Below are 16274 nucleotides of genomic sequence, written 5' to 3'. Positions count from 1 at the left end.
TAGAATTCGGTGTTTTGTGCGCGTCGAACTTTCGGTTCGTTTCGTCTTCACACACCGCAATCTGGTCTCTTTCGAGTTCGCAAATTGCTTGGGTGTTATATGGTCAAGCCTCACGGGCAATTAGTATTGGTTAGCTCAACGCCTCACAGCGCTTACACACCCAACCTATCAACGTCGTAGTCTTCGACGGCCCTTCAGGGGACTCAAGGTCCCAGTGAGATCTCATCTTGAGGCTAGTTTCCCGCTTAGATGCTTTCAGCGGTTATCTATTCCGAACATAGCTACCCGGCAATGCCACTGGCGTGACAACCGGAACACCAGAGGTTCGTCCACTCCGGTCCTCTCGTACTAGGAGCAGCCCCTCTCAAATCTCAAACGTCCACGGCAGATAGGGACCGAACTGTCTCACGACGTTCTAAACCCAGCTCGCGTACCACTTTAAATGGCGAACAGCCATACCCTTGGGACCGGCTTCAGCCCCAGGATGTGATGAGCCGACATCGAGGTGCCAAACACCGCCGTCGATATGAACTCTTGGGCGGTATCAGCCTGTTATCCCCGGAGTACCTTTTATCCGTTGAGCGATGGCCCTTCCATACAGAACCACCGGATCACTAAGACCTACTTTCGTACCTGCTCGACGTGTCTGTCTCGCAGTCAAGCGCGCTTTTGCCTTTATACTCTACGACCGATTTCCGACCGGTCTGAGCGCACCTTCGTACTCCTCCGTTACTCTTTAGGAGGAGACCGCCCCAGTCAAACTACCCACCATACACTGTCCTCGATCCGGATAACGGACCTGAGTTAGAACCTCAAAGTTGCCAGGGTGGTATTTCAAGGATGGCTCCACGCGAACTGGCGTCCACGCTTCAAAGCCTCCCACCTATCCTACACAAGCAAATTCAAAGTCCAGTGCAAAGCTATAGTAAAGGTTCACGGGGTCTTTCCGTCTAGCCGCGGATACACTGCATCTTCACAGCGATTTCAATTTCACTGAGTCTCGGGTGGAGACAGCGCCGCCATCGTTACGCCATTCGTGCAGGTCGGAACTTACCCGACAAGGAATTTCGCTACCTTAGGACCGTTATAGTTACGGCCGCCGTTTACCGGGGCTTCGATCAAGAGCTTCGCGTTAGCTAACCCCATCAATTAACCTTCCGGCACCGGGCAGGCGTCACACCCTATACGTCCACTTTCGTGTTTGCAGAGTGCTGTGTTTTTAATAAACAGTCGCAGCGGCCTGGTATCTTCGACCGGCGTGGGCTTACGCAGCAAGTGCTTCACCCTCACCGGCGCACCTTCTCCCGAAGTTACGGTGCCATTTTGCCTAGTTCCTTCACCCGAGTTCTCTCAAGCGCCTTGGTATTCTCTACCCAACCACCTGTGTCGGTTTGGGGTACGGTTCCTGGTTATCTGAAGCTTAGAAGCTTTTCTTGGAAGCATGGCATCAACCACTTCGTCACCCAAAGGGTAACTCGTCATCAGCTCTCGGCCTTGGAATCCCGGATTTACCTAAGATTCCAGCCTACCACCTTAAACTTGGACAACCAACGCCAAGCTGGCCTAGCCTTCTCCGTCCCTCCATCGCAATAACCAGAAGTACAGGAATATTAACCTGTTTTCCATCGACTACGCTTTTCAGCCTCGCCTTAGGGACCGACTAACCCTGCGTCGATTAACGTTGCGCAGGAAACCTTGGTCTTTCGGCGTGGGTGTTTTTCACACCCATTGTCGTTACTCATGTCAGCATTCGCACTTCTGATACCTCCAGCAAGCTTCTCAACTCACCTTCACAGGCTTACAGAACGCTCCTCTACCGCATCACTTACGTGATACCCGTAGCTTCGGTGTATGGTTTGAGCCCCGTTACATCTTCCGCGCAGGCCGACTCGACTAGTGAGCTATTACGCTTTCTTTAAAGGGTGGCTGCTTCTAAGCCAACCTCCTAGCTGTCTAAGCCTTCCCACATCGTTTCCCACTTAACCATAACTTTGGGACCTTAGCTGACGGTCTGGGTTGTTTCCCTTTTCACGACGGACGTTAGCACCCGCCGTGTGTCTCCCATGCTCGGCACTTGTAGGTATTCGGAGTTTGCATCGGTTTGGTAAGTCGGGATGACCCCCTAGCCGAAACAGTGCTCTACCCCCTACAGTGATACATGAGGCGCTACCTAAATAGCTTTCGAGGAGAACCAGCTATCTCCGAGCTTGATTAGCCTTTCACTCCGATCCACAGGTCATCCGCTAACTTTTCAACGGTAGTCGGTTCGGTCCTCCAGTCAGTGTTACCTAACCTTCAACCTGCCCATGGATAGATCGCCCGGTTTCGGGTCTATTCCCAGCGACTAGACGCCCTATTAAGACTCGCTTTCGCTACGCCTCCCCTATTCGGTTAAGCTCGCCACTGAAAATAAGTCGCTGACCCATTATACAAAAGGTACGCAGTCACCCAACAAAGTGGGCTCCCACTGCTTGTACGCATACGGTTTCAGGATCTATTTCACTCCCCTCTCCGGGGTTCTTTTCGCCTTTCCCTCACGGTACTAGTTCACTATCGGTCAGTCAGTAGTATTTAGCCTTGGAGGATGGTCCCCCCATATTCAGACAAAGTTTCTCGTGCTCCGTCCTACTCGATTTCATGACCAAGAGATTTTCGCGTACAGGGCTATCACCCACTATGGCCGCACTTTCCAGAGCGTTCCGCTAATCTCAAAGCCACTTAAGGGCTAGTCCCCGTTCGCTCGCCACTACTAAGGGAATCTCGGTTGATTTCTTTTCCTCAGGGTACTTAGATGTTTCAGTTCCCCTGGTTCGCCTCTTAAGCCTATGTATTCAGCTTAAGATAACCATCTTATGATGGCTGGGTTCCCCCATTCAGACATCTCCGGATCAAAGTCTGTTTGCCGACTCCCCGAAGCTTTTCGCAGGCTACCACGTCTTTCATCGCCTCTGACTGCCAAGGCATCCACCGTATGCGCTTCTTCACTTGACCATATAACCCCAAGCAATCTGGTTATACTGTGAAGACGACATTCGCCGAAAATTCGAATTTCTCAACTAAGAGAACTCACAAATTTTACCTTAGCCTGATCCGTTACCAGTGAAAGTAACGTTCAGTCTATCTTTCTATCACATACCCAAATTTTTAAAGAACGATCTAATCAAAAGACTAGAAATCAATATTCACAGTGGAATATTCATTTCTAAACTCTTCGACACGTTGAAGCAGTTTATGGTGGAGCCAAGCGGGATCGAACCGCTGACCTCCTGCGTGCAAGGCAGGCGCTCTCCCAGCTGAGCTATGGCCCCATACAAAATTGGTGGGTCTGGGCAGATTCGAACTGCCGACCTCACCCTTATCAGGGGTGCGCTCTAACCAACTGAGCTACAGACCCAATTTCGAGCTTGTAACTGTTAGCGTGAGCTATCAGCTTGGAGCTTAAAGCTGCTTCTATCGTCTTCTTCAATGAATCAAGCAATTCGTGTGGGAGCTTATGGTACAGCTGAGTCGTCGATTAAGGAGGTGATCCAGCCGCAGGTTCCCCTACGGCTACCTTGTTACGACTTCACCCCAGTCATGAATCACACCGTGGTAACCGTCCCCCCGAAGGTTAGACTAGCTACTTCTGGTGCAACCCACTCCCATGGTGTGACGGGCGGTGTGTACAAGGCCCGGGAACGTATTCACCGCGACATTCTGATTCGCGATTACTAGCGATTCCGACTTCACGCAGTCGAGTTGCAGACTGCGATCCGGACTACGATCGGTTTTGTGGGATTAGCTCCACCTCGCGGCTTGGCAACCCTCTGTACCGACCATTGTAGCACGTGTGTAGCCCAGGCCGTAAGGGCCATGATGACTTGACGTCATCCCCACCTTCCTCCGGTTTGTCACCGGCAGTCTCCTTAGAGTGCCCACCATAACGTGCTGGTAACTAAGGACAAGGGTTGCGCTCGTTACGGGACTTAACCCAACATCTCACGACACGAGCTGACGACAGCCATGCAGCACCTGTCTCAATGTTCCCGAAGGCACCGATCCATCTCTGGAAAGTTCATTGGATGTCAAGGCCTGGTAAGGTTCTTCGCGTTGCTTCGAATTAAACCACATGCTCCACCGCTTGTGCGGGCCCCCGTCAATTCATTTGAGTTTTAACCTTGCGGCCGTACTCCCCAGGCGGTCAACTTAATGCGTTAGCTGCGCCACTAAGAGCTCAAGGCTCCCAACGGCTAGTTGACATCGTTTACGGCGTGGACTACCAGGGTATCTAATCCTGTTTGCTCCCCACGCTTTCGCACCTCAGTGTCAGTATCAGTCCAGGTGGTCGCCTTCGCCACTGGTGTTCCTTCCTATATCTACGCATTTCACCGCTACACAGGAAATTCCACCACCCTCTACCATACTCTAGCTTGTCAGTTTTGAATGCAGTTCCCAGGTTGAGCCCGGGGCTTTCACATCCAACTTAACAAACCACCTACGCGCGCTTTACGCCCAGTAATTCCGATTAACGCTTGCACCCTCTGTATTACCGCGGCTGCTGGCACAGAGTTAGCCGGTGCTTATTCTGTCGGTAACGTCAAAATTGCAGAGTATTAATCTACAACCCTTCCTCCCAACTTAAAGTGCTTTACAATCCGAAGACCTTCTTCACACACGCGGCATGGCTGGATCAGGCTTTCGCCCATTGTCCAATATTCCCCACTGCTGCCTCCCGTAGGAGTCTGGACCGTGTCTCAGTTCCAGTGTGACTGATCATCCTCTCAGACCAGTTACGGATCGTCGCCTTGGTGAGCCATTACCTCACCAACTAGCTAATCCGACCTAGGCTCATCTGATAGCGCAAGGCCCGAAGGTCCCCTGCTTTCTCCCGTAGGACGTATGCGGTATTAGCGTTCCTTTCGAAACGTTGTCCCCCACTACCAGGCAGATTCCTAGGCATTACTCACCCGTCCGCCGCTGAATCAGAGAGCAAGCTCTCTTCATCCGCTCGACTTGCATGTGTTAGGCCTGCCGCCAGCGTTCAATCTGAGCCATGATCAAACTCTTCAGTTCAAACATCTTTGGGTTTTGAGAAAACCCTAAACTTGGCTCAGCAATCGTTGGTTACATCTTTGATTTCTCGCGGAGTAACTTGTGATGCTGATAATCTGTTGACTAGCAGTCTGATACCACAAGCACCCACACGAATTGCTTGATTCAGTTGTTAAAGAGCGGTTGGTTAAGATCTTTCGTCTCAACCGAGGCGCGCATTCTACAGCAGCCTCATTTGCTGTCAAGTGATTTGTTTCAGAAGTTTTCAAGGAATCCTTAACAACTTCAACCACTTGCGCTGCCAATCTCTCGTCAGCGGGAGGCGAATTCTACAGCGTTACTCGCTGCTGTCAACACCTCTTTTTCAACTTCCTTTCGACTTCGATGACCTGAAGCAACTTGCTGTCGAAACTGCGTAACTCATTGGTTACCAAGGAGTTTTCCGTTTCGACTGCGCCGGAAGTGGGGCGAATTATAGGCTTCCAGAATCTGCCGTCAACACCTATTTTCATAATTCTGTCATACAGGTCAAAAAAGCCCCGAAAACAAAAAGGCCGACCCAATGGGTCGGCCTTCTACATCCTTCTACTTACAAGCTAGGGAACGCGAATTGGGAAGCTTCATGGCTCGCACGCTGCGGCCAGCGCTGAGTGATGGCCTTGCGGCGGGTGTAGAAACGTACACCATCCGGACCATAGGCATGCAGGTCGCCAAACAGCGAGCGCTTCCAGCCGCCAAAGCTGTGGTAAGCCACCGGCACCGGCAACGGCACGTTGACGCCAACCATACCAACTTCGATTTCATCGCAGAACAACCGCGCCGCTTCCCCGTCACGGGTGAAGATGCAGGTGCCGTTGCCATACTCGTGATCGTTGATCAGTTGCATCGCCTCTTCCAGGCTGTTGACGCGAACGACGCACAACACCGGCCCGAAAATCTCTTCTTTATAGATGCGCATCTCTGGCGTGACGTTGTCGAACAGGCAACCACCCAGGAAGAAGCCTTGCTCGTGACCGGCCACGGTCAGACCACGGCCGTCCACGACCAGCGTCGCGCCGGCAGCTACGCCGTCTTCTACATAACCGCTAACTTTGTCGCGGGCTTGGCCCGTGACCAGAGGCCCCATGTCCAGACCGCAAGAAGTACCGGCGCCGATTTTCAGCGCCTGGATTTGCGGTACCAGTTTGGCCACCAGCGCATCCGCCACCTGATCGCCCACGCACACTGCCACCGAGATCGCCATGCAACGCTCGCCGCAAGAACCGTAAGCTGCACCCATCAGCGCGCTGACGGCGTTGTCCAGGTCTGCATCCGGCATCAGCACCGCGTGGTTCTTCGCCCCGCCCAGTGCCTGAACGCGTTTGCCACGCTTGGTACCTTCGGAATAGATGTATTCGGCAATCGGGGTCGAACCCACGAAGCTCAGCGCTTTGACTTCCGGCGCTTCGATCAGCGCGTCCACGGCTACCTTGTCACCGTGTACAACACTCAGCACGCCTTTAGGCAGACCTGCTTCCAGCAGCAATTGCGCGATCAGCAGCGTCGAGCTCGGGTCACGCTCGGATGGTTTGAGGATGAAGCAGTTACCGCAGACGATCGCCAGTGGGTACATCCACAGCGGCACCATCGCCGGGAAGTTGAACGGAGTGATACCCGCCACCACACCCAGCGGTTGGAAATCCGACCACGCATCGATATTCGGGCCAACGTTACGGCTGTATTCGCCCTTGAGGATTTCCGGTGCGGCACAGGCGAACTCGACGTTCTCAATACCGCGCTTCAATTCACCGGCAGCATCTTCCAGAGTCTTGCCGTGTTCTTCGCTGATCAGTTGGGCAATACGCGCCTCGTTCTGCTCCAGCAGTTGCTTGAAGCGGAACATCACTTGAGCACGCTTGGCCGCAGGCGTGTTACGCCAGGCCGGGAATGCGGCCTTGGCTGCGTCGATGGCGTGTTGAATGGTTTCGCGGCTGGCCAATGGCAGCTTGTGGATTGCCTGGCCGGTGGACGGGTTGAATACGTCGGTGCTGCGACCGGTTTCGGTGACCAGCTCACCATTGATCAAATGCGGAATAACGCTCATGGAAGCTCCTGAAAAATTGTCCACAGGCACCCGTCAACGGGTGCTGTTATATAGAAGGAGAAATCAGTCGATCTTGCTCAGCACTTCGCCGACCGCGTCGAACAGACGATCCAGGTCCTGCGGTTTGCTGTTGAAGGTTGGGCCAAACTGCAGGGTGTCGCCGCCGAAGCGCACGTAGAACCCCGCTTTCCACAGCGCCATGCCCGCTTCGAATGGACGCACGATAGCGTCGCCGTCACGCGGCGCGATCTGGATGGCACCGGCCAGGCCGAAGTTACGGATGTCGATGATGTTTTTTGTGCCCTTGAGGCCATGCAGCGCATTTTCGAAATGCGGTGCGACTTCGGCCACGCTCTGCACCAGGTTTTCCTTTTGCAGCAGGTCGAGTGCTGCCAGACCCGCGGCGCACGCCACCGGGTGGGCGGAATAGGTGTAGCCGTGGGGGAATTCCACGGCGTATTCAGGCGTGGCCTGGTTCATGAAGGTCTGATAGATCTCGGAACTGGCAATCACCGCGCCCATCGGAATAGCGCCGTTGGTGACTTGCTTGGCGATGCACATCAAGTCCGGGGTCACACCGAAGGTGGTGGCGCCGAACATGGTGCCGGTACGGCCGAAACCGGTGATCACTTCGTCGAACACCAGCAGAATGTTGTGCTGGTCGCAGATCTCGCGCAGACGCTTGAGGTAACCCTGTGGCGGAACCAGCACGCCAGCAGAACCGGCCAATGGCTCGACAAACACGGCGGCAATGTTCGAGGCATCGTGCAGTTCGATCAGCTTCAGCAGTTCATCGGCGAGGGCAATACCGCCCTGCTCTGGCATGCCGCGCGAGTAAGCATTGCTCGCCAGCAGCGTGTGCGGCAGGTGATCGACGTCCATCATCGCCTGGCCGAACAGCTTGCGGTTACCGTTGACGCCGCCGAGGCTGGTGCCGGCGATGTTCACACCGTGGTAGCCACGGGCACGACCGATCATCTTGGTCTTGGTCGACTGGCCTTTGAGGCGCCAGTAGGCACGCACCATCTTCACCGCAGTATCGGCGCACTCGGAGCCGGAGTCGGTGAAGAACACGTGGTTCAGGTTGCCCGGGGTCAGATCGGTGATTTTTTCAGCCAACTGGAACGACAGCGGGTGACCGTACTGGAAACCTGGCGAGTAATCGAGAGTACCCAGCTGCTTGGCCACCGCTTCTTGAATTTCCTTGCGGGTATGCCCGGCGCCGCAGGTCCACAGACCCGACAGCGAGTCATAGACCTTACGGCCCTTGTCATCGATCAGCCAGCTGCCTTCGGCACCCACGATCAAGCGCGGATCGCGCTGGAAGTTGCGGTTGGCGGTGTAGGGCATCCAGTGCGCATCGAGCTTGAGCTGGCTGGCCAGAGAAGTCGGGGCGTTTTCAGGCAAGTTCATCGAGAAAACCTCGCAAGGCAATAAGCGGCATAAGAATGTAAAACCGGCGATTGAACACCGTTGTTGCAGCTAAGTTGCCACGGGGATAAAGTCGGTGAAATCCAACTTTTCTAACCTTCAGTCAGCAGCTGACTAAACTATTGGGTAAGAAACATGAGCAGCCGCCGCCCAGATCCATTGGCGCAAGTCAGCGACTTCGACATACGCCTGTTGCGAATCTTTCGTAGCGTGGTCGAATGCGGTGGTTTTTCCGCAGCCGAAAGCGTACTCGGCATTGGTCGGTCGGCGATTAGCCAACAGATGAGCGATCTGGAGCAGCGCCTCGGCCTGCGCCTGTGCCAACGTGGCCGCGCCGGCTTTTCACTGACTGAAGAAGGCCGAGAGGTTTATCAATCGGCGCTGCAGTTATTAAGTGCGCTGGAAAGCTTCCGCACCGAGGTCAATGGTCTGCACCAGCACTTGCGCGGCGAACTGACCATCGGCCTGACCGATAACCTGGTCACCCTGCCCCACATGCGCATTACCCATGCCCTGGCACAATTGAAGGAGCGCGGGCCGGACGTGCAGATCCAGATCCGCATGATCGCGCCCAACGAAGTGGAGCAAGGCGTGCTCGACGGTCGCTTGCACGTCGGCGTAGTTCCGCAGGCAAGTGCACTGTCCGGTCTGGAATATCAACCGCTCTACAGTGAACGTTCACTGCTGTATTGCGCAGTTGGCCACCCCCTTTTTTATGTCGATGACAAGCAACTGGATGACGGCCGCCTCAACAGCCAGGACGCCATTGCGCCGACCTTCCGCCTACCGGCGGAAATTCAGGCCCACTACCAGGTACTCAATTGCACCGCCAGTGCCTCGGACCGCGAAGGCATGGCATTCCTGATCCTGACCGGGCGCTACATCGGTTATCTGCCGGATCATTACGCCAGCCTTTGGGTGCAACAGGGTCGATTACGTGCGCTGAAACCCAAAGCGCGCTTCTATGACTTGAGCCTCGCCTCGGTTACGCGCAAGGGGCGACGACCTCATTTGGTGCTGGAGAGCTTTCTGGAAAGCCTGGCGGCGACACGTTGATCGCCACTGTCCTTGTAGGAGCTGAGCTTGCTCGCGATGGCGTCAGTTCAGTCAACATTAAGGTTGAATGTGACGCCGCCATCGCGAGCAAGCTCGGCTCCTACAGGGATTGCGGTGTTCCTGGAATTATCACCTTGGGACTTGTCTGTAGCTTATGGGTGCGCTATCAACGCTCTGGCCGCACTCATCCACCTTTTCGGAAGCGCCCATGACCTTTGAAGTCCCAGCTCACGGCAGCAAGCCTGCCAGCCGCATTCGTCAGAAGAACGAAGAGACCATCATCAAAGCCGCCGAAGACGAGTTCGCCCGTCACGGGTTCAAAGGCACCAGCATGAACACCATCGCCCTGAATGCCGGGTTGCCAAAAGCAAACCTGCATTACTACTTCGCCAATAAACTGGGCTTGTACGTGGCGGTGTTGAGCAACATCCTCCAGTTGTGGGACAGCACCTTCAACACCCTGACCGCCGAGGACGATCCGGCCGAAGCCTTGACCCGCTATATCCGCGCCAAGATGGAGTTTTCCCGACGCCAACCACAAGCCTCGCGTATCTTCGCCATGGAGGTCATCAGCGGTGGCGAATGCCTGACCGAGTATTTCAACCAGGACTACCGCACCTGGTTCCAGGGCCGGGCCGCGGTGTTTCAAGCATGGATCGACGCAGGCAAAATGGACCCGGTCGATCCGGTCAACCTGATCTTCCTGCTGTGGGGCAGCACCCAGCATTACGCCGACTTCGCCACGCAGATCTGCCGTGTCAGCGGACGCAGCAAGTTGACCAAACAGGACATGGAAGATGCCGGCAACAACCTGATCCGCATCATTCTCAAGGGCTGCGGCCTGACGCCAACCATTTAAGACACTTATGCCTTTTACCCTCAGCGGCTTTTGCGAATACCGCGAAGAGATTCGAAAAAGTCGCTTCATTACTTACGCCGCGCCGATCAGCAGCCCCGCTGAAGCCCAGGCATTCATCGAGCAACACAGCGACCTGAATGCCACGCACAATTGCTGGGCGTGGAAACTGGGTGATCAGTACCGCAGCACCGATGACGGCGAGCCGGGCGGCACCGCTGGCCGGCCGATTCTGGCAGCGATCGACGCACAGGATTGCGATCAGGTCGCGGTGCTGGTAATCCGCTGGTATGGCGGCATCCAACTGGGCACCGGCGGACTCGCCCGAGCCTATGGCGGCGGCGCCAACAAATGCCTGCAGGCAGCGCCGAAGATCGAGTTGATCAGTCGGGTACCGCTACGTTGTGCCTGCGCGTTTGGCGAGCTTGCGTTGGTGAAGCTGCGGGTCGTGGAGCTGGGGGGCCTAGTGGTCGAGGAAACCTTTACCGCCAATGGCGTGGAATTGCAGTTGGCAGTCGGTGCCGGGCAGATCGATGCACTGCAAAGACAACTCGCCGATTTGAGCCGCGGGCGCATTCTATTGCAGCGTTGAGCTGCAATCTTTTGGGGCGATCCGACTTTCGATTGCACCCGACAGTTGCCCACATCTGCTGTGCACCCGGCTGTGGATAACCTGAGCACACTCCGCTGTAACCCTTCTGTCATGCGGCTTTGCGGGCTTTGTTCACTTTTCGTCCAATATGCCATCACAAAACAAAAATTCACGTTAAAACATACACTTAGGATGGTTTATCACCTTTAGAAGATAGCCGCCCCGCGCTTATGCCCGCCCCCTGCGCTTGCACACAAATACTGTGGAGCAATCTGTGGATAACCCGTTCATTCCTGTCTCGGCCCCATGCCGGGCATGGCTCTCGCCAAACTGCTCGTTTTTTGATCAACTCATGCAGGGCAACAGCATGGCCTGACCAGAGGCTTTGCCCTGAAGTGGTGCCAATCCCGTTTCGAAACGCCAACAATGGACTCGACGCAACGTATTGGACGTTGCAGCATAAACTCGGCCAATGATGTCCACTGACTCCCTGCCCCTCATTTATCAAGGAAGCTACTCATGTCTACGGCAAAAACCGCACTCATCATCGGCGCCTCCCGCGGGTTGGGCCTCGGGCTGGTGAAAACCCTGCTGGCCGACGGCTGGCAAGTCACCGCCACCGTGCGCAATCCGCAAAATGCCGATGCCTTGCAGGCCCTGGGCAAGGTGCGGATCGAGAAACTCGACATGGACGATCAGCAGGCGGTGATCGCCTTGAGCCAGCGACTCAAGGACGAAGTGTTCGATCTGCTCTTCGTGAATGCCGGGGTCAAAGGGCCGGATGTGCAGACGCCAGGTGGCGCGACGCTGGCCGAAGTCGGTCAGCTGTTTTTCACCAATGCCGTGGCGCCCATCAACCTGGCCCAGCGGTTCGTCGGCCAGATTCGCCCGGATACCGGTGTGTTGGCGTTCATGAGTTCGGTGCTCGGCAGCGTGACCATGCCCGACGCACCGGAACTGGCACTGTACAAGGCCAGCAAAGCCGCACTGAATTCCATGACCAACAGCTTCGTCACGCAGCTCAACGAACAATCAGGCGAGCAAAAACTCACCGTGCTGTCGCTGCATCCCGGCTGGGTGAAAACCGACATGGGCGGTGAAGGCGCCGATATCGATGTGGACACCAGTACCCGCGGGTTGGTCGATCAAGTGAATGCGTATGTCGGCAAGGGTGGGCATCATTTTGTGAATTACCGGGGTGAAACCATTCCCTGGTAACCACATTCCCCTGTAGGCGCTGGCTTGCCAGCGATGGTGTATCAGCTACGTCGATGTCGACTGACACACCTTAGCTGGCAAGCCAGTTCCTACAGGGGGTTGAATCGTCTGGTCGGGCAGGACTTGCCCGCATCGCACTTTTGTTCGACACTTCGCACCTCGCCTCCCCGGCGACCCTGGATCAGCAGACAGGGCAACACTGAGCTGGCAACCCTGAACCCAACTTTCAGAGGAGCCGGCCAACATGCCTGCGACCCGTACCTGGTTAAAAAATCCCCTCGCCATTTTCACGGCCAACGGTCTCGATGCCCGTGGCGGTCTGGTGCTGCAAGACGGTGTGATCGTCGAAGTGCTGAGCCTCGGCCAGCAGCCCTCCACACCATGCAATGATGTATTCGACGCCCGCGAGCATGTGATCCTGCCAGGGCTGATCAACACCCATCATCACTTCTATCAAACCCTCACCCGTGCCTGGGCGCCGGTGGTCAACCAGCCGTTATTCCCTTGGCTGAAAACCCTGTATCCGGTGTGGGCGCGACTTACCCCGGAAAAACTCGCCCTGGCCAGCAAGGTCGCGCTGGCCGAGTTGTTGCTGTCCGGTTGCACCACGGCCGCCGACCACCATTATCTGTTTCCGCAAGGTCTGGAAAATGCCATCGACGTGCAAGTCGAGAGCGTTCGCGAACTGGGCATGCGCGCCATGTTGACTCGCGGTTCGATGAGTCTCGGTGAAAAGGACGGCGGGCTGCCACCGCAGCAAACCGTGCAGGAAGGCCAGGTAATCCTCGACGACAGTCAGCGTCTGATCGCCGAGTACCACGAACGCGGTGACGGCGCGCAAATCCAGATCGCCCTGGCGCCCTGCTCACCGTTCTCGGTGACCCCCGAAATCATGTCCGCCAGTGCCGAGCTGGCGAACAAACTCGATGTGCGCCTGCATACCCACCTGGCGGAAACCCTCGACGAAGAAGACTTCTGCCTGCAACGCTTCGGCCTGCGCACCGTGGATTACCTGGACAGCGTCGGCTGGCTCGGCCCACGCACCTGGCTGGCCCACGGCATCCACTTCAATCCGGATGAAATTACCCGCCTCGGCGCCGCCGGTACCGGCATCTGCCATTGCCCAAGTTCGAACATGCGCCTGGCTTCCGGTATCTGCCCGAGCATCGAATTGACCGACGCCGGGGCGCCGTTGGGTCTGGGCGTTGACGGATCGGCCTCCAACGACGCATCGAACATGATCCTCGAAGCGCGTCAGGCACTGTATATCCAGCGGCTGCGCTACGGCGCCGAGAAAATCACCCCGGAACGTGTGTTGGGCTGGGCTACCAAGGGTTCGGCCCAGTTGCTCGGTCGCAGCGACATCGGTGAACTGGCAGTGGGCAAGCAGGCTGACCTGGCATTGTTCAAGCTCGATGAGCTGCGTTTTTCCGGCAGCCATGACCCGGTGTCCGCGCTGCTGCTGTGCGGCGCGGATCGGGCGGACCGGGTGATGGTCGGTGGCAAATGGCGGGTGATCGATGGGCAGGTCGAAGGGCTGGACCTGAAGGGGTTGATTGCCGATCACAGCCAGGCGGCTCGGCAGCTAATCGCCGGCACCTGACACAACACCCATCAAACCTGTGGGAGCGAGCCTGCTCGCGATGACGGAGTATCAGGCGACATACAAGACAACTGACACTACGCCTTCGCGAGCAGGCTCGCTCCCACAGGGGGGGTGCGTTGTTTTTCAAAGACCCAGCAACGACAACATGATGAAGGTCGCAAACAGCACAAAGTGAGTCATCCCTTCGATGGCATTGGTTTCGCCATCGTTGAGGTTGATCGCGCTGACGATCAACGTGATGAAGACCATCACCGTCTGCACCGGGGTCATGGCCATCTGGAATGGCTGGCCGGTGTAGAGCGCCATCGCCTCCATCACCGGCACTGTCAGAATCACCGTCGACAGCGATGCACCCAAGGCGATGTTGACCACCGATTGCATGCGGTTGGCCAGCGCCGCGCGCAACGCGGTCAGAATCTCCGGCGCTGCAGAGATCGCCGCGACCAGGATCGCCGTGATCACCGGCGGTGCACCCGTGCCTTCCAGCCCCAGATCCAGGGTCTTGGACATCACTTCGGCCAATGCGCCGATCACCACCACGCCGAACACCAGAATGCCGACGGACAGCGTCAGGCTGATCGGTGCCGGCTCCACGTCCTGCGGTTCTTTCTTGCGGCGCTTGTCGGGATAGCTGTAGCTGAAAAAGTAACTGTGTGGCCCGACCTGCATGCGTAGGAACAAGGCATAAAGCACCACCATCGCACCAATGGTGAACGCCGAATAAAGCTTCCAGTTGGATTCGGGAATGAACTCGGGCACCACCATCGACACACCCATGGCGGTGAGGATCATCACACTGTAGCTGCGTGCCGAGTCATCGTTGTAGGACTGTTCGCCATGCTTGAGCCCACCCATCAACGCCGCCAGGCCAAGGATGCCGTTGATGTCGAGCATCACCGCCGAATAGATCGTGTCGCGTACCAGGGTCGCGGAGGCCTCGTTGCTCATCATGATCGCCAGGATCACCACTTCCACCAGCACTGCGGCCAGGGTCAGGATCATCGTGCCGTAAGGATCACCGACCTTTTCCGCCAGCAGTTCGGCCTGATGGGCGACGCGCATCGAGGCGGCGACGATGAACGCAACCAGCACCAGCCCGGCGATCAACGCAACGGCCTGGCCACTGTGCAGCAGCCAGTGTTCCAGCGGGAAAGCAACGATGGCGGCGATAAGGGCCAGCAGCAGAAAGGTTTCTTGCTTGAGGATCGTGAGCATGGCGCACCTTTTGCCATGGAGAAACAGATAAGCGACTGACTACGGCACGGCACTAACGTTTCGTTACACCTTAGCGCACCGGTCAATACATCCCGCCCGGCGCAATGAACCTTTCGGTCAGGTTCTGCCAATTGTTTCTGCAAGCACCTGTAGAATGCCCGTCATCTGCACCTGATGAGAAACGAATATGTACGACTGGCTGAACGCCCTGCCCAAGGCAGAATTGCACTTGCACCTGGAGGGTTCGCTGGAACCCGAGCTGCTGTTCGCCCTCGCCGAGCGCAACAAGATCGCCCTGCCATGGAGCGATGTCGACACCTTGCGCAAGGCTTACGCCTTCAATAACCTGCAAGAGTTCCTCGACCTGTATTACCAGGGCGCCGACGTGCTGCGTACCTCTCAGGATTTCTACGACCTGACCTGGGCTTACCTGTTGCGCTGCAAAGAACAGAACGTGATTCACACCGAACCGTTCTTTGACCCGCAGACCCACACCGATCGTGGCATCCCGTTCGAAGTGGTGCTGAACGGCATCGCCGCGGCACTGAAGGACGGTGAGCAGCAACTGGGCATCACCAGCGGTTTGATCCTGAGTTTCCTGCGCCACTTGAGCGAAGAACAGGCACAGAAGACCCTCGACCAGGCGCTGCCGTTCCGGGATGCGTTTGTCGCGGTCGGCCTCGACAGCTCCGAAATGGGTCACCCGCCGAGCAAGTTCCAGCGGGTGTTCGATCGTGCGCGCGGCGAAGGTTTCCTGACCGTCGCCCACGCCGGTGAAGAAGGCCCACCCGAGTACATCTGGGAAGCCCTCGACCTGCTGAAAATCCAGCGCATCGACCATGGCGTACGCGCTATCGAAGACGAGCGCTTGATGCAGCGCATTATTGACGAGCAGATCCCGCTCACCGTGTGCCCTCTGTCCAACACCAAACTCTGCGTGTTCGATCACATGTCGCAGCACAACATTCTCGACATGCTCGAACGTGGTGTGAAAGTGACGGTGAATTCCGATGACCCGGCGTACTTCGGCGGTTACGTGACCGAAAACTTCCATGCACTGCACACACATCTGGGCATGACCCAGGATCAGGCCCGACGCCTGGCGCAGAACAGCCTGGATGCGCGGTTGGTAAAACCGTAAGCAAGGGCACCATAAACCCAATGTGGGAGCGAGCCTGCTCGCGAA

9 protein-coding genes, 2 tRNA genes and 2 rRNA genes are annotated in these 16274 nt (G+C 56.5%); 6 read left to right on the top strand and 7 right to left on the bottom strand.

Going from position 1 to position 16274, the window contains the following annotated elements; translation table 11 throughout:
* Positions 1 to 99: 99 nt before the first annotated feature.
* From LAB08_RS03215 to aptA, 6 genes are all read right to left on the bottom strand, one after another.
* A 23S ribosomal RNA gene (locus LAB08_RS03215) occupies positions 100 to 2991 on the bottom strand.
* 241 nt (positions 2992 to 3232) lie between these two features.
* Positions 3233 to 3308, bottom strand: a tRNA-Ala gene (locus LAB08_RS03210).
* A 9-nt stretch (positions 3309 to 3317) separates the two neighbouring features.
* Positions 3318 to 3394, bottom strand: a tRNA-Ile gene (locus tag LAB08_RS03205).
* 121 nt (positions 3395 to 3515) lie between these two features.
* A 16S ribosomal RNA gene (locus LAB08_RS03200) occupies positions 3516 to 5052 on the bottom strand.
* Together the 16S and 23S rRNA genes with 2 tRNA genes alongside form the textbook arrangement of a ribosomal RNA operon.
* Before the next feature lie 568 nt (positions 5053 to 5620).
* Positions 5621 to 7114, bottom strand: a complete 1494-nt coding sequence (locus LAB08_RS03195; protein WP_096513552.1) for a CoA-acylating methylmalonate-semialdehyde dehydrogenase — start codon at positions 7112 to 7114, stop codon at positions 5621 to 5623.
* 63 nt (positions 7115 to 7177) lie between these two features.
* On the bottom strand, positions 7178 to 8527 hold the full coding sequence (gene aptA / locus LAB08_RS03190) for an omega-aminotransferase AptA (RefSeq protein WP_096513553.1): 1350 nt from the start codon (positions 8525 to 8527) through the stop codon (positions 7178 to 7180).
* A gap of 153 nt (positions 8528 to 8680) precedes the next feature.
* On the opposite strand from aptA, the gene LAB08_RS03185 reads away from it, so the two are divergent.
* The 5 genes from LAB08_RS03185 to LAB08_RS03165 all read left to right on the top strand — a co-directional run bounded on the left by LAB08_RS03185 (position 8681) and on the right by LAB08_RS03165 (position 13870).
* The gene (locus LAB08_RS03185) at positions 8681 to 9601 is read left to right on the top strand and encodes a LysR family transcriptional regulator (protein ID WP_096513554.1); all 921 of its coding nucleotides are present in this window, start codon (positions 8681 to 8683) and stop codon (positions 9599 to 9601) included.
* 208 nt (positions 9602 to 9809) lie between these two features.
* Positions 9810 to 10460, top strand: a complete 651-nt coding sequence (locus tag LAB08_RS03180; RefSeq protein ID WP_096513555.1) for a TetR/AcrR family transcriptional regulator — start codon at positions 9810 to 9812, stop codon at positions 10458 to 10460.
* Between the two features lie 7 nt (positions 10461 to 10467).
* Entirely contained in the window at positions 10468 to 11049 is a 582-nt protein-coding gene (locus LAB08_RS03175) for an IMPACT family protein (protein WP_096513556.1), read from the top strand.
* Positions 11050 to 11568: 519 nt separating this feature from the next.
* The gene (locus tag LAB08_RS03170) at positions 11569 to 12267 is read left to right on the top strand and encodes an SDR family oxidoreductase (protein WP_096513557.1); all 699 of its coding nucleotides are present in this window, start codon (positions 11569 to 11571) and stop codon (positions 12265 to 12267) included.
* Positions 12268 to 12511: 244 nt separating this feature from the next.
* Positions 12512 to 13870 (top strand): 8-oxoguanine deaminase, encoded by a 1359-nt coding sequence (locus LAB08_RS03165; protein WP_096513558.1) that lies wholly within the window; start codon positions 12512 to 12514, stop codon positions 13868 to 13870.
* A 126-nt stretch (positions 13871 to 13996) separates the two neighbouring features.
* Here the strand turns inward: LAB08_RS03165 and LAB08_RS03160 are convergent, their stop codons facing one another.
* Positions 13997 to 15088: a calcium:cation antiporter gene (locus LAB08_RS03160; RefSeq protein ID WP_096513559.1), complete on the bottom strand. Its 1092-nt coding sequence runs from the start codon at positions 15086 to 15088 to the stop codon at positions 13997 to 13999.
* A gap of 187 nt (positions 15089 to 15275) precedes the next feature.
* Here LAB08_RS03160 and LAB08_RS03155 point away from each other — a divergent pair, with 187 nt between their 5' ends.
* Positions 15276 to 16229, top strand: coding sequence for an adenosine deaminase (locus LAB08_RS03155; protein ID WP_096513560.1), 954 nt, complete (start codon positions 15276 to 15278; stop codon positions 16227 to 16229).
* Positions 16230 to 16274 lie beyond the last annotated feature (45 nt).

This window comes from Pseudomonas izuensis, from assembly GCF_002356535.2.
Taxonomy (GTDB): Bacteria; Pseudomonadota; Gammaproteobacteria; order Pseudomonadales; family Pseudomonadaceae; genus Aquipseudomonas; species Aquipseudomonas izuensis.
Note: the sequence above shows the minus strand (reverse complement) of the source record. Positions and strands in the feature narration are given on the sequence as shown.

Coding starts and splice junctions, on each gene's coding strand:
- aptA (WP_096513553.1), bottom strand. CDS start 8,527: ATGAACTTGCCTGAAAACGCCCCGACTTCTCTGGCCAGCCAGCTCAAG.
- LAB08_RS03165 (WP_096513558.1), top strand. CDS start 12,512: ATGCCTGCGACCCGTACCTGGTTAAAAAATCCCCTCGCCATTTTCACG.
- LAB08_RS03175 (WP_096513556.1), top strand. CDS start 10,468: ATGCCTTTTACCCTCAGCGGCTTTTGCGAATACCGCGAAGAGATTCGA.
- LAB08_RS03185 (WP_096513554.1), top strand. CDS start 8,681: ATGAGCAGCCGCCGCCCAGATCCATTGGCGCAAGTCAGCGACTTCGAC.
- LAB08_RS03195 (WP_096513552.1), bottom strand. CDS start 7,114: ATGAGCGTTATTCCGCATTTGATCAATGGTGAGCTGGTCACCGAAACC.
- LAB08_RS03170 (WP_096513557.1), top strand. CDS start 11,569: ATGTCTACGGCAAAAACCGCACTCATCATCGGCGCCTCCCGCGGGTTG.
- LAB08_RS03180 (WP_096513555.1), top strand. CDS start 9,810: ATGACCTTTGAAGTCCCAGCTCACGGCAGCAAGCCTGCCAGCCGCATT.
- LAB08_RS03160 (WP_096513559.1), bottom strand. CDS start 15,088: ATGCTCACGATCCTCAAGCAAGAAACCTTTCTGCTGCTGGCCCTTATC.
- LAB08_RS03155 (WP_096513560.1), top strand. CDS start 15,276: ATGTACGACTGGCTGAACGCCCTGCCCAAGGCAGAATTGCACTTGCAC.